The following is a 20,960-nucleotide window of genomic DNA, read 5'->3' as shown; positions in this document are numbered from 1 at the left end:
ACGCGCGTCGGGTGATCGGGATCCTCAGGGCGCTCAGTGGATGCCGGCGACGATCCGGTCCGGGGCACCGCCCGCGCCGGACCGGATCCCGGTGGCGACGACGAAATCCGCCAACGGACCTGTGTCCGCCGGGCACTCGGGCTGCTGAGAGGTGGCGCAGGGATACAGCCGGCTGCCGAAGGGCGCCGCCGGGCTGCCGGGATCGCCGTCCGCCGTGGTGGCGGACGCCTTCGGGAGGTGGGAGAGCAGCGGCAGAAGCAGACAGCTGAGACCGGCGAGGACGGCCACGAGACGGCGTGGGGGGCGGTCGGCGTACACGTGAGCTCCGTTCCTGGACGGCGTTAGGAAAGATTCCTAACCATCACTGCATAGGATGCCCCTGGAGGCCGCTCTGTCAATGCTTCGCGCGGGCCCAAATATCGGAACCGGTACGTGAGTTCGCCGGATCCCGGGCAGCACGGGCGCGAACACCGGGCCGGCGGGGAATGGATGGCCCTGTCTGATCGTTGACCTTGAGAACCCCAACCGACGACGTAAGGATCGACCGCTCGTGAGCAAGGTCCCCTCCATCACCCTCAACAATGGCGTCGAGATGCCGCAGCTCGGTTTCGGTGTCTGGCAGGTGCCGGACGACGAGGCCGCGAAGGCGGTCGCGACAGCCATCGAGTCCGGGTACCGGAGCATCGACACCGCCGCGATCTACGGGAACGAGCAGGGCACGGGCAAGGCCGTCGCCGCCTCCGGTGTCGCCCGCGAGGAGCTCTTCGTCACCACGAAGCTGTGGAACGGCGACCAGGGCTACGACTCCGCCCTGCGCGCCTTCGACGCCTCGCTCGACAAGCTGGGCCTGGACTATGTCGATCTGTATCTGATCCACTGGCCGGTACCGGCCAAGGACGCGTACACCGACACGTACAGGGCCTTCGAGAAGATCTACTCCGAAGGCCGTGCGAAGGCCATCGGAGTCTCGAACTTCCTGCCCGAGCACCTGGAGCGGCTGCTCGGCGAGACCTCCGTGGTCCCGGTGATCAACCAGATCGAGCTCCACCCGCAGCTCCAGCAGTCCGAGTCGCGCGCCTTCCACGCCAAGCACGGCATCGCGACCGAGGCCTGGTCGCCGCTCGGCCAGGGCAAGGGCCTCCTGGAGGTCCCGACGGTCGTCGCGATCGCCCGGAAGCACGGCCGCACACCGGCCCAGGTGGTGCTCCGCTGGCACATCCAGACCGGCAATGTGGTGATCCCGAAGTCCGTGACGCCGTCCCGGATCTCGGAGAACCTCGATGTGTTCGGCTTCGAGCTGGACGCCGACGACCTGGCCGCGTTCGCCGCGCTGGACGAGGGCAAGCGTCTGGGCCCCAACCCGGGCGAGTTCAACGTCGGCGCCTGAGCCGCGCCTGCACAGCTCCGAAGCACACAGTCCGCCGCCCGGCCGCCGCGCCGGGCGGCGGTCTGCTCCCCAGGAAGGGACCGGAACATGAGCGGGGACACCGCGCCCGTCGTCGCGGCGGGTCGCTACCGGCTGCGCAATGTGGGCAGCGGGCTGCTACTGGAGGTGTACGGCTCCGCCAAGGGGGGCGGCGCCCCGGTGCAGCAGGGTGAGGAGAGCGGTTCGGCGGCCCAGCACTGGCAGCTCTCACCCGTGCACGAAGGTGCTGCGCTGTACCACCTGGTCAATGTCCACAGCGGCAAGCGGCTGGACGTCGCCAACGCCTCCACGGAGAACGGCGCCGTGATCCAGCAGTGGCGGGCCAACAACTTCGGCGCCCAGGAATGGCTGATCGAGCAGCATCTGGAGGCACCAGGGGTGGTGACCCTGGTCAGCTTCATCAGCGGGCTCGTCCTCGAAGTGGCGGACGGCAGCAAGGAGGCCGGTGCCCGGGTCCAGCAATGGGAGGACACCGACTCTCCCGGCCAGTGGTGGCGGTTGGAGCTGGTGTCCGACACCCATACGGGCTAAGAGGGACCGGCACTCGGGGTCCGGTCCCTCCATGGCTGTTCGGTCTGGTCCGATCTCGGGCCCGGCGGGCGGAGGGGGCACCTGGCCCCGGAGCCGGCCGGGCTCCCGGCGGCCGGGACGTGGGCGGCGTCTGCCGCGCCGGCGCCACGTTCTGCCGCTCCGGCCGCCGGGTCCTGCCAAGGGCTCGAAGGCCGCATACGGCGCGGCTGCTCCGGCCGCGCTGGCAGTGCCTCGCCGTCCGGCTCTAGTATGGCGAGGCAGAGGTAACCAGACCTGAACCCCGGCCCGATTCCGGCGGGCCGGGGTTCTGTGTCAGGCGGGTGAATCGATCACCGGCCTTTGTTGTGATGCTCCCTTACCGGCCGTCGTGACGGCCCTCGGTCACCGGTCGCCGTAGCCGCCGCCGTAGCCGCCGCCACCGCCGCCGCCGAAGTCGCCGCCGCCGTAGCCGCCACCGAAGCCACCGTGGTGGCGCTCGATGACGCGGAAGCTGCCCACGACACCGTTCCAGACCTTCACGCCACCCCGGACACGGCCCGGGTAGACGCCGTCGCTGGAGCTCCAGGGACCGACGGTGGCCAGCGGGGCACCGTTGTCGCAGGTCGCGCCCTTGAACAGCTCGACGGTCCGGTGGCTGTCGTTGCGGATGTTGAGGCTCTTGGAACCGAGCCCGCTGACCACGGTGACGCAGCCGCCCTCGTCGTCCGCGCTGTAGGTGCGCTCGTTGATGTGGATGCGACCCTTGTAGTAGTGGCCGCCGCCGCCCTTGCCGCCGCCACCACCCCGGCCCTCGTTGCCCTTGCCCTCGTTGCCCTTGCCCTGGTCGCCCCCGGACTCGCCGCCGTTGAGCGCCGACACGGGGGCAGCAGCCTGCTGGACGACCGGGGCAGCTTGGGCCGGCTCCGTGGAGGCGGCCGAGGCGTACGTGATACCGGTGGCAGCCAGAGCCGCAGCAGCCGCGAGAGCGGCGGTAACGACAGTGGAACGCGTAACCATGTCACTTCTCCTGTCTCAGAGTGGCCGACTGAGCAGCCGACCCGAGATTGAACGTACTTACGGTCCCGATAGCTGTCATATCGGACACGTGGCGGGGCCGGCCCCGGGACGCCGATCGGGGTACACCAGACACTCGAATGCCATTTACCGATAATCTGACAAACTTCCAATCACCCTTATTTATGGGCGAATTGATCCGGCATTAGCCTGTACGGGCGACTTGCTGATGCTCGGTCACCCCTTGCGGCAGCGTGTCTTCGTTGACACGGGCCGGTTCGGAGTCGTAGGACGCCGCCCTGAGTGCCCGTCATCCGTGACCTCACCTGCCCTGACCTGCAGAAACGCGCCGATGCAGCAGATCGCGGAGCACCGGCGGGATTGCAGAGCGCCCCCTGGCCGCGGAATGAGCGCTCATTCCGCGGCCAGGGGGCGCCGGTGGGTCGGGACGGGACGGGCCGGTACGGTCAGCCCCGTCGGGCCAGGTGCACCGTGCGGACCATCAGCAGGAAGACATCGGGGCGACGGCGGAGGCCCGCCGGGTCCTCGGGGTCGAGCAGCCGGTCCAGTACCGCGATGTCCTCGGGTGTGAGAGCCTCCGTCAGCATCTCGCGCCGACGGGCGAACTCGGCGATGACATGGTCACGGGCCGGTTCGGAGAGCGGTGCCGGAAGGTCGAGCAGGAAACTGCGGGTACCCTGCGGGTGCAGGCCCACCGCGGCGAACAGGGCGCTCCAGTCCTCGATCTCCCGCTTGGCGTCCGGCAGCGCCGCCCGCATGTCCTCGAACCACTCCGCCGTGATCGCGTCGAGCCTGGCCTCCAGGCCGGGCCGCCCCATGCCGATGTCGCGCGGGAGCTGACGGGGCGGCAGCCCGCCCTCGACCAGGGCGACGGTCCCACCGGGGCGCAGCAGCGCGGCGAACCCGGCGAGCACGGCACGCTGGTCCCCCATGTGATGCAGGGCGTTGCCCACCCAGATCAGATCCGCCTCTCCGAGCTCGGCGAGGCCCTCGGGGATGTCGGCCCGGTGGGTGCGGACCCGGTCACCGAGACCGAGCCGCTGCGCGCGGGCCCGGGTGCGTTCCAAAAGCGCCGGGGTGCCGTCGACGGCGACGATTTCCGCCTCGGGAAACACCTCGGCGAGCAGACAGGCGATCACGCCGGGTCCGCTGCCGATGTCGAGGACCCTGCGCACCTTCGGGGCCGTGGGCAGACCGGCGATCCAGCGGGCCGCCTCCTCGTACTGCGAGCGGCTGAGTTCGGCGTTCCGCTCCAGCAGCGGGCCCATGACGTCCCAGTCGAAGTCGATGTCGTCGTGCTGGTGCTGGTGCCGGCGCGGCTGCGCGGTGTTGTGGTGGTGACCGTGGTCGGTGTGCTGACTCATGGGGACAGCCTCACCACGCATCAGCTTCCTGGCGAGATTTCTTGCCGGTCCGGCAAGCCGCCGCTCCGGTACTCCTGGGGGCTGACACCCCGTACGCGCTTGAAGGCGGTGCTGAACGCGAAGGGCCGGCTGTACCCGACCTTCCGTGCCACCGCTTCGACCGTGGCGCCCGTCTCCCGCAGCAGATCGGCGGCGACGGCGAGGCGCCGGCCCGTCAGATACGCCATCGGCGGCTCCCCCACCAACTCCGTGAAACGTCGGGCGAACCCTGCCCTGGAGACCCCGGTCCGCGCGGCCAGACCCGCGACAGTCCAGGGGTGGGCCGGGTCGCGTTGCAGCAGCCGCAGGGCCTGCCCGACGACAGGGTCGCCCATGGCCCGGTACCAGGCGGGGGCCTCGGCCCCGGGCCGGGCGAACCAGGTCCGCAGCACGGCGATCAGCAGCAGATCGAGGAGCCGGTCGAGCACCACGCTCTGGCCGGGCTCGTCCTTGGAGACCTCCTCGCCCAGCAGCGTCAGCAGGGGGCTGCCCCGCCCGTCGGAGGGCAGGTGGAGCAGCGGGGGAAGGGCGTTGAGCAGCCGCCTGCTGATCTCGCCGTCCAGCAGATAGGTGCCGATGAGCATGGTCACCGCGCCACCGGGGGCGTTGCCCCAGGTACGCACTCCCAGGCGCATGGACTCGGAGAGCGGCTCGCCGCGCAGGGTGGTGCAGGTACCGCCGGGCCCGATCACGGCGTGCGGCACGGTGCCTGGGGTGTCGGCGACGGTGTACGGTTCCGGGCCGCGCGCGATGGCGATGTCGCCGGGCCGCAGCAGCACGGGGTCCATGCCCGCGGCCGGGACGGTCCAGGCTTCCCCGTCGGTCACCGACATCAGGCAGAGCGGCGCCCGGTCCTCGATCCGTACGGACCACGGCGGCTCCATCACCATCCGCAGCAGGAAGGCGCCCTTGGCCCTCGGCCCGTCCAGGAGTCCGGCGAGTGCGTCCATGACAGGCAGCGTAGACGTACGCGTATGGAGCTGAGCGGCTCGGGGATGTCGTGGGCGGCACGGCCGGACGAGCCTGGAGTCATGACACGGAACACGGAGAACATGCGGCGGGAAACGGTGTTGGTGACGGGCGGTACGGGCAAGACGGGCCGCCGGGTGGTGGAGCGGCTGGCCGCTCGTGGGGTGCCGGTGCGGGCCGGATCGCGCGGTGGTGAGGTCCGTTTCGACTGGACGGACGAGTCGGGCTGGGCACCGACGCTGCGGGGTGTGGATGCGTCCTATGTGACGTACTACCCGGATCTGGCGGCGCCCGGTGCGCCGGAGGCGATGGCGGCCTTCGGGCGGATCGCGGTGGAGAGCGGGGTGCGGCGGCTGGTGCTGCTGTCCGGGCGGGGCGAGCCGCAGGCCGTGGTGGCGGAGGAGAGCCTGCGCAGGTCGGCGGCGGGGGTGGAGTTCACCGTCGTACGGTCGGCGTTCTTCGCGCAGAACTTCAGCGAGGGGGCGATGCTTGACGGGGTGTTGGGCGGCCAGGTGGTGTTCCCGGCGGGCGGGACCGCGGAGCCGTTCGTCGACGCCGACGATCTCGCGGATGTGGTGGTGGCCGCGCTCACCGAGGACGGTCACGCGGGTGCGGTGCACGAGCTGACCGGGCCGCGGCTGCTGACGTTCGACGAGGCGGCGTCGGAGATCGCAGGGGCCACGGGGCGCGCGGTGCAGTATCTGCCGGTGTCCGGACCGGAGTACGCGCGGATGCTGGAGCGGTACGGCGTGCCGGGGCCCGAAGCGGGATTCCTGGCCGGTCTGTTCACGACGCTGCTCGACGGGCACAACGCAACGGTGACCGAGGGAGTGAAGCGGGTCCTGGGCCGCGATCCGAAGGACTTCGGGGCGTTCGCCCGCGCGGCGGCATGGGCGGGTGCCTGGGTGAACCAGGAAGGCTAGGCGGGTTCGGGGGGCTCGGTGGGCGGCTGGGGCTGCGGCTCAGGCTCTCGCGCGCAGAGCCAGCAGGCGGTACCGCGGATCCGCTCGCGGCCGGTCGGGGTCGGGCAGCGCCGTCAGTACGGTCGCGAGCCGCTCGGCCGCCTCCCCCGGCAGATGCAGGCGTGAGGCGTAGTAGCCCTCGCGCACGTTGTGTGCCGCACTCAGTGGGCTCCGGCCCTGGCCATGGCCCCGGAAGTGGGCCTCCCCCACCACGTCGAGGCCGGCCTCGACGGCGTACCTGACGATCCGGTCCGCGGGATCCGACGGATCGGCGTGGAGATAGGGGGCGAACGCCTCGTCGATGTCGCTGCCCACGTCATGGGCCGCGTCCTTGTCGACGGTGGTGACGAACACACCGCCGGGCCGCAGCACCCGCGCCGCCTCGGACACCACAGCCCGTACGTCGCCCTCCTCGCGCAGCAGATGCAGCAGCCAGATCGCGGCCGCCGCGTCCACCGCCGCGTCGGGCAGCGGCAGCCGGCGTGCGTCGGCGAGCGCCACCGCCCCGATCCGCTGCCGTGCGACCCGCGCCATGCCGTACGAGACATCGGTGCCGAACACTCCGAGTCCGGGGCGGGCGAGGGCCATGCGCTCGGTGACCAGTCCCGTACCGCAGCCGATGTCCAGCAGGGTGCGTGCGGGCGACGGGACCAGCCCCAGCACGGCAGCGGCCGCGGCCTCGGCCCTGGGCACACCGCCGCGCGTGGTGTCGTAGGCGGCCGCCTCGGTGTCGTAGTTCAGCACCCGGCCGACTGTAGGACACACCGCCCGAATGGTCACCAGCGTATTGCCGGTACGCAGCCGGGCCCGCAACTTGCGCTCATGGACCTGGAGTTGTGCCATCGGCGTGTGACGATGGCTCGCCGCGCATCCACGGTTCGGCGCCGCGATGTGACGGGGCAGCGCGCATCGGCGGCGCGTCCGCGCGCCCGTGCCGCTACCTGACGCCGTGCCCGGGGGCGATCGCCACCACCCGTGCGGCGAGGTTCAGATCGTTCTCGGTGACCACATCACCCGCGTCGTGGGTGTTCACGGACAGGGTGACGGTGTTGTACCCGAGGGTCAGATCGGAGTGGTGGTTCAGCTCGTCCTGGATCTGGGCGACGTGCACGGTCAGCCCGACGGCGGCGAAGTGCGTGTGGAGCCGGTAGGTGCAGGTGATCCGGTCCCCCTCAAGCGACCAGCCGGGCAGATCACCCAGACGGTCCTCGATCTCCTTCTGCGACAATGGTGCGGCGGGCATGCTGCGACTCCCTCACGAGCGATCGGTGCCGTTCGGCGGTGCCGGTGACGTTACGGTCTTGGTATGACAACTGTCGCGCTTGACACGGGGATAGGGCCGCTGCTGCGCAGCTGGCGGGAGCAGCGTCGGATCAGTCAGCTGGAGCTGGCGCTCCGCGCCGATTCCTCGGCCCGGCACATCTCCTTCATCGAGACGGGCCGCTCCCGCCCCAGCGAGGACATGGTCCTGCGGCTGGCCGAGCACCTCGACATCCCGGTCAGGGAACGCAACGCCCTGCTGGTGGTGGCCGGTTACGCGCCCCGCTACGCACAGACCGCGCTCGACGACCCGGCCTTGGGCGCGCTGCGCGAGGGGATGGAACGGCTGCTCCAGGGATACGACCCGTATCCGGCGCTCGTCGTCGACGGCGTGTACAACGTGGTGGCGGCCAATCGGGGCATCGGGATGCTGATGGAGGGTGTGGCCGGGCATCTGCTCGTGCCGCCGCTGAACGCCATGCGGCTCACCCTGCATCCGGAGGGCCTGGCCCCGCGCATCCGTAATCTCCGCGAATGGCGGGCCGATCTGCTGGCGCAGATGGAGCGTCAGATCGCCCTGGCCCGGTCGGCGGAGCTGCGTGAGCTGTACGAGGAGGTCGCGGGCTATCGCGCACCGGAGGGTACGGACGGGGCCGAGGATGCCAAGACGGTAAAATACGGCAAAAGCGGCACGAGCGCTGACGGGGAGAGCGCGGGAGCCGGCCCCGCGTCAGCCCTGCCCTTCGCGTTGCCCCTGCACATCGAGCACGGCGGGCGGGTGCTGTCGTTCTTCTCCTCCATCGCGACGTTCAACACCCCCATGGATGTGACGGTGGCCGAGCTGGCCATCGAGACGTTCCTGCCCGCCGACCGGGCCACCGCCGACCATCTGCGCTCCCTCACTTACTGACGATCGGGCGGACCCAGGGGGCGTCGGCGCGCGCCAGGACAAGCGCGGCCGTGGTCACGGCTGCCAGGATCACCACGACGAGCAGCAGGGGAAGTCTCGGGTGCCCGTGCAGCGCGGCCGCGGCTCCGACGAACGCGCCGGCCATCATGGCGGCGGCCGAGAGCACCCGTCGCCCGGCCTTGCTGCCGCCCCCACCGGCGAACCGGCTGTCGGAGAGGACGCCGGTGATGGTCAGGGTCAGCACGGTGGTGGTGAGGTCGGGGACGGCGAGCGCCCGGGAGACGGCGTTCTGCACGCCGAGGCCGAGTCCGAGCAGTGCGATGAGCGCGAAGCGGACTGCGCCGACGAACGGATGGCCCGACAGCAGAGTGACGATCAGCGCGGCCAGGACGCAGGCCGTCTCGACGAGGAGCGCGTACAACAGCATCCGGCCGCGATGCGTCAGGGCACGGTGCACGATCATGCCGCCGAACAACGCGCCCACCGCGAACGCTGCCAGTGCGACGAGCGAGGCGGCGAACGAGAATCCGGGGGCTCCGGCGATCGAGAAGCCGGAGAAGACCACGTTGCCGGTCATGTTGGCGACGAAGACGTGGCCGAGTTCCAGATAGCTGACGGCGTCGACCAGTCCGGTGACGACGGTCAGGGCGAGCATCAGGGGCGGCAGCGGTCCATGCCGGTCGTTCATGTCCGGCACGACGGTGGACCATGCCTCACGCAGCACGACGACGGGCACGGGCACGCTCCGATCACGGGTGGGTGCTCGGAATTGTGCCGCCCCGGGCGCACGGAACACCACGACCGACGCACATCGCCCCCACCTGGAAGGAGTCCCGGGTTCCGGGGGCGGGGGCGACATGCGTTCCGCAGCGGCTATACGCGTGCCCCGTTGTCCAGCGGATCCCGGCGCGCCGGCCTCGTACCGGAGCGGCGTCCGGGTGCCCGCTTCCGGGCAGGTGGCGGGGCCTTGCTGCTGCGCTCCAGGACGAGCGCGGCCGGCACGGCGGTCAGCACGGAGGAGTACGTGCCGACGCAGATGCCGATCAGCAGGGCGAGCGCGAAGTCCGCGAGGGAGTCGCCGCCCAGCACGGCGAGTGCGGCCAGGATGAACAGGGCGCCCATTCCGGTGTTGACCGTTCTGGGGACGGTCTGGAGCACCGCCCAGTCGGCGACCGTGGCAAGGGGAACGCGACGGGCCTTCGCCCAGAGTTCCCTCACCCGGTCGAAGACGACGACCGAGTCGTTGACGGAGTATCCGATGACGGTGAGGAGAGCGGCCAGGAAGATGCCGTCGACGGTGCGGCCGAGCCAGGCGAAGGCGCCGACCAGGATGATGACGTCGTGTACCAGTGCCGCGACCGAGGCCACGGCGAACGTCCAGCGGAACCGGACCGCCAGATACGCCAGCTGTACGAGGACGGCGATACCGAGCGCGATCAGGGCGTTGCGCCGGAGTTCGTCACCGAGGCTGGGGCCGATGAGTTCGTCGCGGACCTTGGTGGTGGTGCCGCCCTCCTCGGCTAGGGCCGTGCGCAGGGCGTGTTCGCCGTCGTTGTCGAGTTTTCCGGTGCGTACGGAGAGGTCGCCCGAGCCCGCCGTGGTGACCTCGGCGTCGTCGAAACCCGCGTCGGCCAGGACGGTGCGGGCGCGCTCGACGTCTACGGGACGGCTGGTCGCGTACTCGACGAGGCGGCCGCCGGTGAACTCGACGCCCAGGTTGACGCCGCGTACGACGATGCCGAGGACGGCCACGGCGATCAGTGCGGTGGAGAACAGCAGCCAGCGGCGCGGGGAGCGCATCGGTCGGGGGTCGCGTCGGGTCAGCCAGGTGCGTACCCGGCCGGGGGTGGCGATGCCGTTGATGCCCCGGTAGTCGCTGACGAATCGTGAGCGTGCGGCGATCTCGGTGAGTGCGCGGGCGATGACGAGTGCGGAGAACATCGAGGCGAGCACACCGATGGCCAGTGTGATGCCGAAGCCCTTCACCGGTCCGGAGCCGAGGAGGAACAGCAGGCCCGCGGCGATCAGCGTCGTGACGTTGGAGTCCGCGACGGCGCTCCAGGCGTTACGGAATCCGGCGGTCAGCGAGGAGCGCAGGGTCCGTCCCGGATGCTGTGCGTGTTCTTCCCTGGCCCGTTCGAAGACCAGCACATTGGCGTCGACCGCCATCCCGATGGCCAGGACGAATCCCGCGAGGCCGGGAAGGGTGAGGGTGACGCCGAGGGCGACGAGGGCCGCGTAGGAGATCACGCCGTAGGCGGCGAGTGCGACGGCGGCCAGTGCGCCGAAGAGCCGGTAGACGACGGTGATGAAGAGCGCGGTGGCCGCGGCGCCGATGAGGGCGGCCCGGGCGCTGGCGTCGATGGCCGCGGCGCCGAGCGTCGGGCCGACGGTGCGCTGTTCGACGATCTCGACGGGGAGCGGCAGGGCGCCGCCCTGGATGAGCAGGGCCAGCTCGCGGGCCTCGTCGGCACCGAAGGAGCCGGTGATCCGGGTGGAGCCGGACGGCAGGCCTGCGTTGCAGCCGACCGAGGGATCGACCTGGGGCGAGGAGATGATCTGCTGGTCGAGGACGATGGCGACACGGCGCCGCTCGTCCTGGACCGGGTGGCAGGCGGCCTCACCGGTGAGCCGGGTCCAGTCCCTGCCCGCTTCCTTGTGGAAGTCGAGGGCGACGGTCCAGCCGGCGCCCTGCTGGGCGTCGAACGTGGCGGTGGCGTCCTTGACGCCCGCGCCGGAGATCCGGGCCGGGCCGAGTTCGAGGGAGCGGCCCTGCCCGTCGGGGAGCGTCGGCCCGTCGCCCGCCTTGCCGTTGTCCCCTGCGGCGGGGCCCTGGACCGCGTGGAAGGTGAGTTGCGCGGTCCTGCCGATGACTTCGGCGGCCTTGCGCGGGTCTTGGACGTCAGGGAGTTCGACGATGATCCGGTCCTCGCCGGAGCGGGTCAGGGTGGGTTCGGTGACGCCGAGGGAGTCGATGCGCCGACGGAGCACCTCAAGGGTGCGGTCGGTGCTCTCCCGGTCCGCTTTCGCGGTGTCGGAGTCCTTGGCCTGGAGCACCATTCTGGTGCCGCCCTGAAGGTCGAGGCCGAGTCTGGGTGACATGGTCAGCGTGATGAGCACGGACACGAGCAGGACGGCCGCAGCCAGAACCGCTCGCACCGTGGTGGCGCGAGTCATGGGTTTCCTCCGAGGGGGCGCCGGGCGCCCTCACCTCGGCGAGGACGGGACGGCGGGTCTGTGGGACGTGGCCGGTGTCAGCACCGGCGGCCGGTGGACGGCCGTCCCTGGAGGCCCGCGTAGACGGGGAGCGCGCCGCGAAAGCAGCCGAAGGCACGAGGGGGCGCGGCGGGGGCCGGCGGAGGTGCCGGGTGCGGTACCCGGACGCCGGGCGCGCCGGGCAACAGGAACTCGGGCCCGTGCGGCGGAAGATGGTGTGTGCTGCGGGCATGGTCGGTGCCGGCCCTGGGCTGCGGTGCGGCCGTCGGCACCACCCGGTGCCGGTCGGCCGCCGTGGCCGAGCGGGCGCGCCGGGTGTCGTGGACGGTGCCCGCGCGGACGCTCCGGTCGGTGTGCGGCGTGGGCTGATGGGCGCCGGGCGAGTACGCGACGGATGGCGGCACGCCGGAGAACGACCGCGCGGGCGACACGAACCCGACGGCCACGGGGGCGCCACCGACGACGGTGAGTACGGCAAGCAGGAGGGCGGCGAAGACTTGGCGGACCGCCTCAGCGGCGCCGCGGCCCGCGGAGCCGTCGCGCGGCCCCGGGAGGGGGGTCACCCCGTTCGGCCGGGCAGGGCCGGTGCCGCGCCGGTGTGGCGGAGCACGGAGGTGAGGATCAGCCCTGCGCCGCGTACGACCGTGGTTGTCGGGTCGTCGGCGAGACGTACCGGAACGCCGAGGCCGGCCGCGATCCGGTCGGTGATGTCGGGGCGGATGGCGCCGCCGCCCGCGAGCAACGGGCCTCTGCGCAGGGCCCCCAGGACGGCGCCGTGCCGGTCCTGTTTCCACATCTCGTCCACCATGTCCAGGACGGCGCGGGCCACGGCGGTGGGCGGTTCGCAGGGGTCGAGGTCGCTCAGGCCCGTCTCGGTCTGGCGGGCGTCGCGGACCAGTCCGTCGACGAGGAGGGTCGCCTCCGTAAGCTCGGCGCCGATGTCGACGACGAGCAGCGGGCCGCCGTCCCACGGTCCCGCGTACACGGCGGCGGCCCTCGCGCTGTCGAGGGCGATGACGCTCGACGGGCCCAGTGCGGCGATCAGTTCCCTTGCCGCGGCGCGGTGTTCGGCGCCGGTGAGGACGGGATGGCTGAGGACGATCACGGCATCGGTGCGGTCCGTGCCCAGCGCCCTGTCGGCGATACGGCCGAGCATCCGGCCGCAGGACTCGGGGTCGACGATGCGTCCCCGCCGGACCGGGCGGCCGTGTCCGGTCCCGGCGCCGAAGGTGTCGGCGAGGACGCCGTGCCCGGGCATCCAGGCGCGGGTCCGGGAGCTGCCGAGGTCGAGGGCGAGGCCGCGGGTGGCGCCCCGGTACTCCTGGCGGACGGACCGGCCGATTCGCGGTCCGTCGTACGGCGAACGCATCGCCCCTCCCCCCGGCCTGCCGACGCAGCCGTTCGCCCACCCATGAACCCGCTGATAGCGAGGCATGGCCGATCCCTCACTATGCAATAGGGAGGCAAAGAAAGCCACTCCCCGACATAATCCAAGGAGTCGGGTCCTGTCCGGGTTCCATCCGGGGCCTGCGAGGTCTGCCGGGTCTGCGGGGCCTGCGAGGTCTGCCGGGTCTGCGGGGTCTTCGCTGGGCGTCACACCTCCGACGGCAGGAAACCCCCGATCAGTTCGGCGAACTCGTCCGGTGCGGCGATCCGCACGCCGAGGCCCTCGGCCTTGGTGCGCTTGGATCCGGCCTTCTCCCCGGCGACGAGGAGCGTGGTGCGCTTGGAGACGCTGGACGAGGACTTCCCGCCGGCTCTCTCAATCAGCTCGTTCATCTGATTCCGGGAGAGCTTCTCCAGTACGCCGGTCATGGCGCCGGTGACCACCACGGTCATCCCGTCCAGCGGCAGCCCGGCGACGGCCCCCTCCCCATCCGCCGCGGCGGCGGTCTCGTCCGGCCCTTCCTCGCCCGGCTCGGGCGGCGGCGTCGCGCCCGGCTCCGTCATGTTGACCCCGGCGGCCACCAGCTTCTCGATCAGCGGGGCCAACTCCACCAGCTCCGCGACGACGCCCGCCGCCTTCTCCTTGCCGATGCCGTCGACCCGCTGGAGCTCCTCGGCGTCGGCGGCCCTGATCCGGTCCATGTCCGCGAAGTACCGGGCGATCCGCCGTGACATGGAGCGCCCGGTGCCGCGGACCCCCAGCGCGCAGAAGACCCGGGAGAGCGGCTGGGTCCGTGCCGCCCCGATGGCGGCCAGGAGGTTGTCGGTGCTGGTCTCGCCCATCCGCTCCAGGCCGAGCAACTGCTCGCGGTCGAGGCTGAAGAGGTCGGCGAAGTCGGCCACCAGGCCGGCGTCGACTAGCTGGACCACACGGGTCGCGCCGAGGCCCTCGATGTCGAGCTGGTCGCGTCCCGCCGCGTAGGAGATGGAGGCGACGAGGCGGCAGTCGCGGCCACGGACACAGCGCCAGCGCTGCTCGCTGGTGTCGATCTCGGAGCCGCACTGCGGGCATGCCTCGGGGAAGACGATGGGCTGCTCGTCGCCGGTCCGCAGATGGGCGACGGGCGCCTCGATCCGGGGGATGATGTCACCCGCCTTGTAGACCATCACGCGGTCGCCCAGGCGCAGATCGCGGCGGGTGATGTCGGCCGGGTTGTGCAGCGTGGCGTAGCTGACGGTCGAGCCGTCGATCTCGACCGGTTCCAGCACGGCACGCGGGGCGATGATGCCGGTCCTGCCCACGTTCCACTCGACGCCGAGGAGTCGGGTGACCTTCTCGACGGCCGGGAGCTTGTACGCGATGGCCCAGCGGGGCGCCCTGGTTCCGGAACCGGCCTCGCGCTGGTCGGCCGCGAGATCGGCCTTGATCACGATGCCGTCGATACCGAACGGCAACGAGGCGCGCAGGGCCGCGACTTCCTCGACCCGGGCCTGCACCTCCTCGACGGTGGTGACCGTGCACGGTGCCACAGTTGTGTCCGCCGCGGTGTGCACGCCGAGCCGGGCGACGTACTCCAGGACCTCGCTGTGCGGGAGTTCGGTCAGGGTGTCGGCCTGCTCTCCGGACTCGGGCAGCGGCAGGGCACCGTAGGCGAAGAACGTCATCTCCACCGTGTACGCCCGGTCCTTGGCGCGGAGTGTGCCCGCCGCGCCGTTCCTCGGGTTGGCGAAGGGGGCGCCGCCGTGCTCGGTGCGCACGGTGTTGGCCTGCTCGAACTGCTCGTTCGTCATGAGGATCTCGCCGCGCATCTCGATCGTCACCGGCTCGGCGAGCTGCTCGGGCAGGCCCGCCACGGTGCCGATCGCATGCGAGACGTCCTCGCCCGCGGTGCCGTCGCCGCGGGTGATCAGCTGCTCCAGACGGCCCGTGCGGTAGCGGGCGGCGACCGCCAGGCCGTCGAGCTTCGGCTCCACGCTCCAGGCGGCGACGGGCCTGCTTATCCTGCGCTCCAGCGACGCCGTCCAGGTGGCGAACTGCTCGGCCGAGAAGACGTTGTCCAGGGACAGCATCGGCACCGTGTGCGGCACGTCCCCGCTCGCGGCGCCGCCCGCCACCTTGCCGGTCGGGGACGCCGCCAGCACCTCCTGCGGGTGCTCCTGCTCGTATGCGGCGATCCCCCGCACCAGCCTGTCGTACGCATCGTCGTCGAGCGTGCTCTCGCCCGTGGCGTAGTACGCGGCGGCGGCCTGCGACGCCTCTTCGACCGCGGCGGCGTAGGCGGTGGTATCGGCGAGCACAACAGCTGAGTTCGTCATGGCCACCATCTTGCCGTCCACCACTGACAACGCCCCTCACCAGGGACGACGCCCTCTCAGCCGGCCGCCTGAACCGTTCCGCCCGCCTCGTCGGCGCCACCCGCCGCGCCCGGCTGTGCCAGCGGGATCTGCGGCCCCGAGCACTCCCGCAGCCAGCGCCGCAGCACCCTGTGCAGCCGCTCGGCCCCCACCAGCTCCGCGCCCTCGGCCACCGGCGCCGACAGATCCGCCGGCCACAGCAGGAACGGCCGGGACTGCTCTCCGCCCAGACCGCCGTGCGAGCCGATCTGTTCCTCGAAGGCGTGCACGCACCCCGTGGCCCGGTCGTGCATCGAGTTGACCATGATGTCGGCGACGTGCGGGAAGGTGTCGGTGCGGCGCACCGCGGCGGCCGCACCCGGACCGAAGGGTGCCAGCGGCCCTTCCCCGTCCTTCAGTTGCGACACCGGGACCTCCGCGCCGTCGCGCCCCAGCACCACCGACCCGTGCCGCTCGCTGCGGACCAGCAGGAAGCCGATGCCGGGGTGGTTGGCGAGGGTGCCGAGCAGTGCGGGACGGCTCCGGTCGAGCTGTTCGCGCGAGGCGCGTCCCGCGATGTCGGGGAAGGAGATCAGACCGAGGTTGCCGGAGGCGAGGACGACCGGGTCGGACGGCTTGGTGAGGTGTTCCGCATCGCCCTCCTCGACCGGGCGGCGGTGCAGGGCGATCCGTACCGCGTCACGCGCCTCCGAGGCGCTGCGGGTGCGCTGCGCCCGACGGGGTACGGGCAGCCCGCAGCCCGCCCGCACCAGATTCTTGAGCGTCAGCCCGTACGCCCCCGCGAAGGTTTCTCCGGGGCTCTGCCCGTGGTCGGAGAGCAGCACGACCCGGTAGGTGCGCGGGGTGTGTTCGGCGACCTTGACGATCAGGGCGAGCGAGCGGTCCAGGCGCGCGAGCACCTTCTCCGCGTCGCGGCTGTTCGGCCCGGAGTGGTGCGCCACCTCGTCGTACGCGACCAGATCGGCGTAGACGGCGGTGCGTCCTGCGAACATGTCCCCGATGACTGCGGCGACCACCACATCGCGTTCGACGACGGTCGCGAAGGCCCGGATGAAGGGGTAGAGCCCGCCGCGCTTGATCCGGGGCGTGTCCTTCCGTATCCGCGCCCGGGTCGACTGCCCGATCTCCCGGCAGACCTCGGCGACGAACGACAGCGCGGTACGCACCGCGTTGGCCGGGTCGGAGAAGTAGGCGAAGTACCCGGCGCGGGAACGGCGGCCCTTGCCGAGCCGGGCCGCCATGGACAGGACGAGCGCCAGCTGGTCGGCGCCGCCGCTGAAGAGGTTGCCGCGGCTGGCACCGTCGAGCGTGAGCAGCCCGCCGTCATGGGTGCGCGCGATGGCCCGGCGCTGGAGTTCTATGGCGCTCGCGGGGCGGCTGGAGACCATCACGTCGCCGGTCTCCTTCTCGTACCAGCGGAAGGCGGGGACGTCGTGGTTGCTGCCGTGCAGGATGCCGAGCTGACTGGCGCCGGTCTGGCTGGACCAGTCGGTGCGCCACGGGGTCAGCCGGTGGCCCTTCTTGTCCGCGAGCCAGTGCGCGACGGTCGGCATCAGGCCGGATTCGGCGGCCCGCGCGAGCACGTCGTGGCCGACGCCGTCGAGCTGGATGAAGACGGTGCCCGGCGGTCCGCTGCGCCCGCTGTCCGTACCGCTGCGCCGGCGGCGGCGGTCGGCGAGCCGTGAGAGCCGGCGCCGGTAGGCGTTGTCGTCGCGGACGGCGAGCGCGGTGGAGGTCGCGGAGGCCACGGCGGACATCACGGCCGCGACGACGACCGCGGTCTCCGGGTTCGCGGCGCCGCGACCGTCCGGGATGAGCCGCAGGGCGAGCAGCAGCAGCGAGCCGTTCAGGAAGAAGACGAGCACGCCGAGGACGAGTGCGGGCACGATGAGCAGCGCCCGTACCAGGACCGGCCAGACCAGTGCGGAGAGCAGGCCGAACGCTCCGGCGCCCCAGGCCGCGGTGAACGCGATCTTGGTGATGCTGTCGCCGTCGTCCGACTGGAGCTGGAAGTCCGGCAGAATCCCGGCGAGCGCCAGCATGGTGAGCGTGGAGACCGCCCACACCACGATCACTCGTATCAGGGCGCTGCCGGCTGTTCGCCATCGCCCGTCACCCACGCCGCCCCACCTCACGTCCGGACCCCGCCGATCCTGGCCCTGTCCCCAGCTTTTCACAGTGCGGCCACGGGCCGTCGGCGGCGGCGGACAGCAGGCCCGGGTCAGCAGCCGTCGTATCCGGCGGTCGGCATGGAGAGCCTGCGGTGCACACTCGCCTTCGTACGGGCGGTGTACGGCGGCTCGTCCAGACCTGCGATCTCCAGCCGTACGCCGCGCCGCTCGCACTCCGCGGCGAACTCCGGCACCGAGGTGAGGGCCCGCGCCAGCACCCGGTCGTTGGCGGCGACGAAGAGTTCGACATCGCCGCTCTCGACATCCGTCCACAGGGCGTGGTGGTCGGGGCGCAGTCCGTAGAAGCGCAGTTGGCGGGTGACGACGTATCCCTTGTCGGCGGCCCAGCGGGCGCATATGTCGTGCTGGCTGCGGGTGTCGACAAGGAACGGATCGCTGTCGAGTTCTTCGAGCGGTGTGAGACTGGCGATGGCCGCCACGCGTACGTCCCCTGTGCCCCCTGCGTCCCCCATGGCCGTTCCCCCCGTACTAGACGTACGGCGACCCTACCCCTCCGGCTCCCGCACAAAAAGGCGCATGTCGGGAGGGGAGGAGTGCGGACGGGGGCGCACGCGGGGGCGACAGCGAGGATCAGTCCTCGGTCTACGTCATGACGTGCTTGATGCGGGTGTGTCCGGGCCGCCGGTGATCCAGGCGGCGGGGGCGCTGGGCCTCACCGGCTGAGAGCGGCCGCGAAAGACAACGGGCTGAAGGAGCCGGGTCACCCGGTCCGGTCACGGCACTAGGCTCGATGCCAGGGCCGGAAACAAGGAACCCGGGAACGAGGAGAGCGAGGAGGCGTCGCGTGCCGGTGGAGGTCACCTGGTGGGGTCATGCCACCTGCACGATCGAGGACTCCGGGGTCCGGGTGCTGACCGATCCGCTCTTCGTACGGCGCTTCGCGCATCTGCGCCGTCGTCGCGGCGAGCTGCCGGGCCCCGAGGCCGCGGTCGCCGACGTCGTGCTCGTCTCGCATCTGCACTCCGACCATCTGCATCTGCCGTCGCTGGCCCGGCTCGCCCCCGGCAGCCGGCTGGTCGTGCCGACGGGTGCGGTGCGCTCCGTGCCGGGGCTGAGGGTGCTGCGCTCGGTGCGCGGGCTGCGGATCACCGAGGTGGCTCCGGGCGAGGAGGTACGGGCCGGCGAGGTGCGGGTACGGGCCGTGCCCGCACTGCACGACGGCAGGCGCCTGCCCATGGGCCCGCACCGCTCCCCCGCGCTCGGCTACGTGGTCGAAGGCGAGGCGCGGACGTATTTCGCGGGCGATACGGGGCTCTTCGACGACATGGCCCGGTCCGTCGGTCCGGTCGATGTGGCACTGCTGCCGGTGGGTGGCTGGGGTCCGTATCTGGGCCACAGCCATCTGGACGCGGGCCGGGCCGCGCAGGCGCTGGCCCGGCTGGCGCCGCGGTCGGCCGTGCCGGTGCACTACGGCACGTACTGGCCGATCGGAATGGACGGGGTAAGGCCGCACGAGTTCCACGCACCGGGTGACGAGTTCGTCCGCAAGGCCGCGCTGCTGGCGCCCGAGGTGGCCGTGCACCGGCTGTCCCACGGTGAACATGTGCGGCCGGAGGCCGCCAGGTGATCCACGAGGTCGTGAGGCAGCTGCCTCCGGAGTCGACACAGCAGGCGGTCGGCTATCCGTCCCTGTTCCTGCTGGTGGCGCTGGGCGCACTGGTGCCGGTGGTACCCACGGGCGCGCTGGTGAGTTCGGCCGCGGTGGTGGCGCTGCATCAGTCGTCGCCGTTCTCGCTGCTGATCGTCTTCGGGGTGGCGTCGGCCGCGGCGTTCCTCGGTGACATATGTCTGTACTGGCTCGGTCAGCGCGGGGTGCGGTCGAAGAACGGTTCGAGGTGGCTGCGGGCGATCAGCGACCGGGCCGCTCCGGAGCGGCTGGCACAGGCGCAGCAGAAGCTGGACGAGCACGGTGCGGTGGTGCTCGTGCTGTCGAGGCTGGTGCCCGCGGGACGGATTCCGGTGATGCTGGCCTGTCTGCTGGGCCGGATGCCGCTGCGCAGGTTCGCCCGTGGGGACGTGCCGGCCTGTCTGGCCTGGGCGGCCACGTACCAGCTGATCGGCATTCTGGGCGGTTCGCTGTTTCCCGAGCCGTGGCAGGGGGTGGTGGCAGCGGTCGGCCTGACGCTGCTGATCAGCGGGGCGCCCGCGGTGTGGCGCAGGATGCGGGCACGGTTCAGCGACTGATTGGTGCGGGCGCGGTTCAGTCGCTGATCGTATGTGGGCGGTTCAGCCACTGATCGTGCGCGGTGCCGGTTCGAGCAGGCGGGAGCCGCCGATCGGCAGGTCCCAGAGCCGCTCGCGCGGGTGTCCTGCCCGCTGCCAGGCGGTACGCAGCCGGGTCAGCGGTTCGAGCACGGGCTCCGCCGAGAGCAGGAAGGTGGCCCAGTGCATCGGCGCCATCGCGCGGGCGCCGAGGTCCTCGTACGCCTGCACGGCCTCCTCCGGATCCGTGTGCACATCACCGAGCCACCAGCGCGGTTCGTACGCCCCGATCGGCAGCAGGGTCAGATCGATGCCGGGGTACCGGCGGCCGATCTCGCCGAACCAGTGCCCGTACCCGGAGTCCCCCGCGAAGTGGATCCGCTGCCCGTCGCGGCCCCCGGTGCCGATGATCCAGCCTCCCCACAGGGAGTGGCAGGTGTCGGTGAGGGTGCGCTTGGACCAGTGATGGGCGGGCACGAAGTCGAAGCGGACGCCGTGCAGCCGGGCCGATTCCCACCAGTCGAGTTCGGTGACACACGTGAAGCGGCGACGGCGGCACCAGCGCCCGAGCCCGGCGGGGACGAACAGCGGGGTGTCCCTGGGCAGTCTGCGCAGGGTGGGGGCGTCGAGGTGGTCGTAGTGGTTGTGGCTGATGACCACGGCGTCCACGGGCGGCAGGTCCTCCCAGCGGACGCCGACGGGCGTGATCCTGGGCGGGACACCGAGGATGCGCCGGGACCAGACGGGGTCGGTGAGGACGGTCAGCCCGCCGGTGCGCACGATCCAGCTGGCGTGCCCGGCCCAGGTCACGGATGTGGTGCCCGCGGGGGTGGCGGGCAGGGGTCCGGGGGCGTACGGGAGCCGGTGGATGCCGCGCACTCCCTCCGCGTTGGGCCGCAGGGCGCGCTCACGGGCCAGCCGGGACATGCCCATGACACCAGGGAGCGGCGCGGTGAGCCGGTCGGCGAAGGTCTTGGGCCAGGCCCGGATCTCGCCCAGCGGACGCGGTTCGACGACCTTGCCGCGAGCGATGTGGCGCGGGTGCGGTTGGGCGGTCCCGGCGAGGGAGCGCTCGGTCCGTTCCGTCATCGAGAGACTCCCGTCTCGGAATTCACCATCGGGGCGGCCGTCCCA

The 20,960-nt window shown here is 71.7% G+C and carries 20 protein-coding genes; 6 read left to right on the top strand and 14 right to left on the bottom strand.

Annotation, left to right across the window (positions count from 1 at the left end):
• Positions 1 to 33: 33 nt before the first annotated feature.
• Entirely contained in the window at positions 34 to 318 is a 285-nt protein-coding gene (locus OG507_RS36000; RefSeq protein ID WP_327371284.1) for a hypothetical protein, read from the bottom strand.
• A gap of 232 nt (positions 319 to 550) precedes the next feature.
• Between OG507_RS36000 and OG507_RS35995 the strand changes: the two genes are divergently transcribed.
• On the top strand, positions 551 to 1,387 hold the full coding sequence (locus OG507_RS35995; protein ID WP_327371283.1) for an aldo/keto reductase: 837 nt from the start codon (positions 551 to 553) through the stop codon (positions 1,385 to 1,387).
• An 87-nt stretch (positions 1,388 to 1,474) separates the two neighbouring features.
• The gene (locus OG507_RS35990) at positions 1,475 to 1,957 is read left to right on the top strand and encodes an RICIN domain-containing protein (protein WP_327371282.1); all 483 of its coding nucleotides are present in this window, start codon (positions 1,475 to 1,477) and stop codon (positions 1,955 to 1,957) included.
• 381 nt (positions 1,958 to 2,338) lie between these two features.
• Here OG507_RS35990 and OG507_RS35985 read toward each other — a convergent pair whose 3' ends face one another.
• The 3 genes from OG507_RS35985 to OG507_RS35975 form a co-directional block, all read right to left on the bottom strand.
• On the bottom strand, positions 2,339 to 2,953 hold the full coding sequence (locus OG507_RS35985) for a hypothetical protein (protein ID WP_327371281.1): 615 nt from the start codon (positions 2,951 to 2,953) through the stop codon (positions 2,339 to 2,341).
• Between the two features lie 464 nt (positions 2,954 to 3,417).
• Positions 3,418 to 4,335 carry a class I SAM-dependent methyltransferase gene (locus OG507_RS35980; protein WP_327371280.1) on the bottom strand — a complete coding sequence of 306 codons (918 nt, stop codon included), beginning with the start codon at positions 4,333 to 4,335 and terminating at the stop codon, positions 3,418 to 3,420.
• Between the two features lie 20 nt (positions 4,336 to 4,355).
• A complete protein-coding gene (locus OG507_RS35975) occupies positions 4,356 to 5,324 on the bottom strand; it encodes an AraC family transcriptional regulator (protein ID WP_327371279.1) in 969 nt (322 codons plus the stop codon).
• A gap of 81 nt (positions 5,325 to 5,405) precedes the next feature.
• Between OG507_RS35975 and OG507_RS35970 the strand changes: the two genes are divergently transcribed.
• Positions 5,406 to 6,266, top strand: a complete 861-nt coding sequence (locus OG507_RS35970) for an NmrA family transcriptional regulator (RefSeq protein WP_327371278.1) — start codon at positions 5,406 to 5,408, stop codon at positions 6,264 to 6,266.
• Positions 6,267 to 6,305: 39 nt separating this feature from the next.
• Here the strand turns inward: OG507_RS35970 and OG507_RS35965 are convergent, their stop codons facing one another.
• Together OG507_RS35965 and OG507_RS35960 are read right to left on the bottom strand one after the other, a co-directional pair.
• A complete protein-coding gene (locus OG507_RS35965; protein WP_327372217.1) occupies positions 6,306 to 7,049 on the bottom strand; it encodes a class I SAM-dependent methyltransferase in 744 nt (247 codons plus the stop codon).
• Positions 7,050 to 7,242: 193 nt separating this feature from the next.
• A complete protein-coding gene (locus OG507_RS35960; RefSeq protein WP_327371277.1) occupies positions 7,243 to 7,548 on the bottom strand; it encodes a 4a-hydroxytetrahydrobiopterin dehydratase in 306 nt (101 codons plus the stop codon).
• A 63-nt stretch (positions 7,549 to 7,611) separates the two neighbouring features.
• On the opposite strand from OG507_RS35960, the gene OG507_RS35955 reads away from it, so the two are divergent.
• Positions 7,612 to 8,475 carry a helix-turn-helix domain-containing protein gene (locus tag OG507_RS35955; RefSeq protein WP_327371276.1) on the top strand — a complete coding sequence of 288 codons (864 nt, stop codon included), beginning with the start codon at positions 7,612 to 7,614 and terminating at the stop codon, positions 8,473 to 8,475.
• Here OG507_RS35955 and OG507_RS35950 read toward each other — a convergent pair.
• The 7 genes from OG507_RS35950 to OG507_RS35920 all read right to left on the bottom strand — a co-directional run bounded on the left by OG507_RS35950 (position 8,465) and on the right by OG507_RS35920 (position 18,076).
• The gene (locus OG507_RS35950) at positions 8,465 to 9,163 is read right to left on the bottom strand and encodes a YoaK family protein (RefSeq protein WP_442811128.1); all 699 of its coding nucleotides are present in this window, start codon (positions 9,161 to 9,163) and stop codon (positions 8,465 to 8,467) included. The two genes, OG507_RS35955 and OG507_RS35950, sit on opposite strands and share 11 nt — an antisense overlap.
• Before the next feature lie 185 nt (positions 9,164 to 9,348).
• Positions 9,349 to 11,652, bottom strand: coding sequence for a protein translocase subunit SecD (gene secD, locus OG507_RS35945; RefSeq protein ID WP_327371274.1), 2,304 nt, complete (start codon positions 11,650 to 11,652; stop codon positions 9,349 to 9,351).
• A 77-nt stretch (positions 11,653 to 11,729) separates the two neighbouring features.
• Positions 11,730 to 12,254 (bottom strand): hypothetical protein, encoded by a 525-nt coding sequence (locus OG507_RS35940; protein WP_327371273.1) that lies wholly within the window; start codon positions 12,252 to 12,254, stop codon positions 11,730 to 11,732.
• The gene (locus OG507_RS35935; protein ID WP_327371272.1) at positions 12,251 to 13,060 is read right to left on the bottom strand and encodes a rod shape-determining protein MreC; all 810 of its coding nucleotides are present in this window, start codon (positions 13,058 to 13,060) and stop codon (positions 12,251 to 12,253) included. The genes OG507_RS35940 and OG507_RS35935 overlap by 4 nt, the downstream gene beginning before the upstream one ends.
• A gap of 224 nt (positions 13,061 to 13,284) precedes the next feature.
• Positions 13,285 to 15,402, bottom strand: a complete 2,118-nt coding sequence (gene ligA, locus OG507_RS35930; RefSeq protein WP_327372216.1) for an NAD-dependent DNA ligase LigA — start codon at positions 15,400 to 15,402, stop codon at positions 13,285 to 13,287.
• Positions 15,403 to 15,449: 47 nt separating this feature from the next.
• Positions 15,450 to 17,552 (bottom strand): phage holin family protein, encoded by a 2,103-nt coding sequence (locus OG507_RS35925; RefSeq protein WP_327371271.1) that lies wholly within the window; start codon positions 17,550 to 17,552, stop codon positions 15,450 to 15,452.
• 101 nt (positions 17,553 to 17,653) lie between these two features.
• The gene (locus OG507_RS35920; RefSeq protein ID WP_327371270.1) at positions 17,654 to 18,076 is read right to left on the bottom strand and encodes a hypothetical protein; all 423 of its coding nucleotides are present in this window, start codon (positions 18,074 to 18,076) and stop codon (positions 17,654 to 17,656) included.
• A 332-nt stretch (positions 18,077 to 18,408) separates the two neighbouring features.
• On the opposite strand from OG507_RS35920, the gene OG507_RS35915 reads away from it, so the two are divergent.
• Both OG507_RS35915 and OG507_RS35910 read left to right on the top strand, forming a co-directional pair.
• On the top strand, positions 18,409 to 19,191 hold the full coding sequence (locus OG507_RS35915) for an MBL fold metallo-hydrolase (RefSeq protein ID WP_327371269.1): 783 nt from the start codon (positions 18,409 to 18,411) through the stop codon (positions 19,189 to 19,191).
• Complete coding sequence (locus OG507_RS35910; RefSeq protein WP_327371268.1) at positions 19,188 to 19,808, top strand: DedA family protein; 621 nt, start codon at positions 19,188 to 19,190, stop codon at positions 19,806 to 19,808. Before OG507_RS35915 ends, OG507_RS35910 begins: the two co-directional genes overlap by 4 nt.
• A 42-nt stretch (positions 19,809 to 19,850) precedes the next feature.
• Here the strand turns inward: OG507_RS35910 and OG507_RS35905 are convergent, their stop codons facing one another.
• On the bottom strand, positions 19,851 to 20,915 hold the full coding sequence (locus OG507_RS35905) for an MBL fold metallo-hydrolase (protein ID WP_327371266.1): 1,065 nt from the start codon (positions 20,913 to 20,915) through the stop codon (positions 19,851 to 19,853).
• Positions 20,916 to 20,960 lie beyond the last annotated feature (45 nt).

Origin of the sequence: Streptomyces sp. NBC_01217 (assembly GCF_035994185.1) — a bacterium.
Taxonomy (GTDB): Bacteria; Actinomycetota; Actinomycetes; order Streptomycetales; family Streptomycetaceae; genus Streptomyces.
This window is presented reverse-complemented; position numbering and strand designations above follow the sequence as displayed.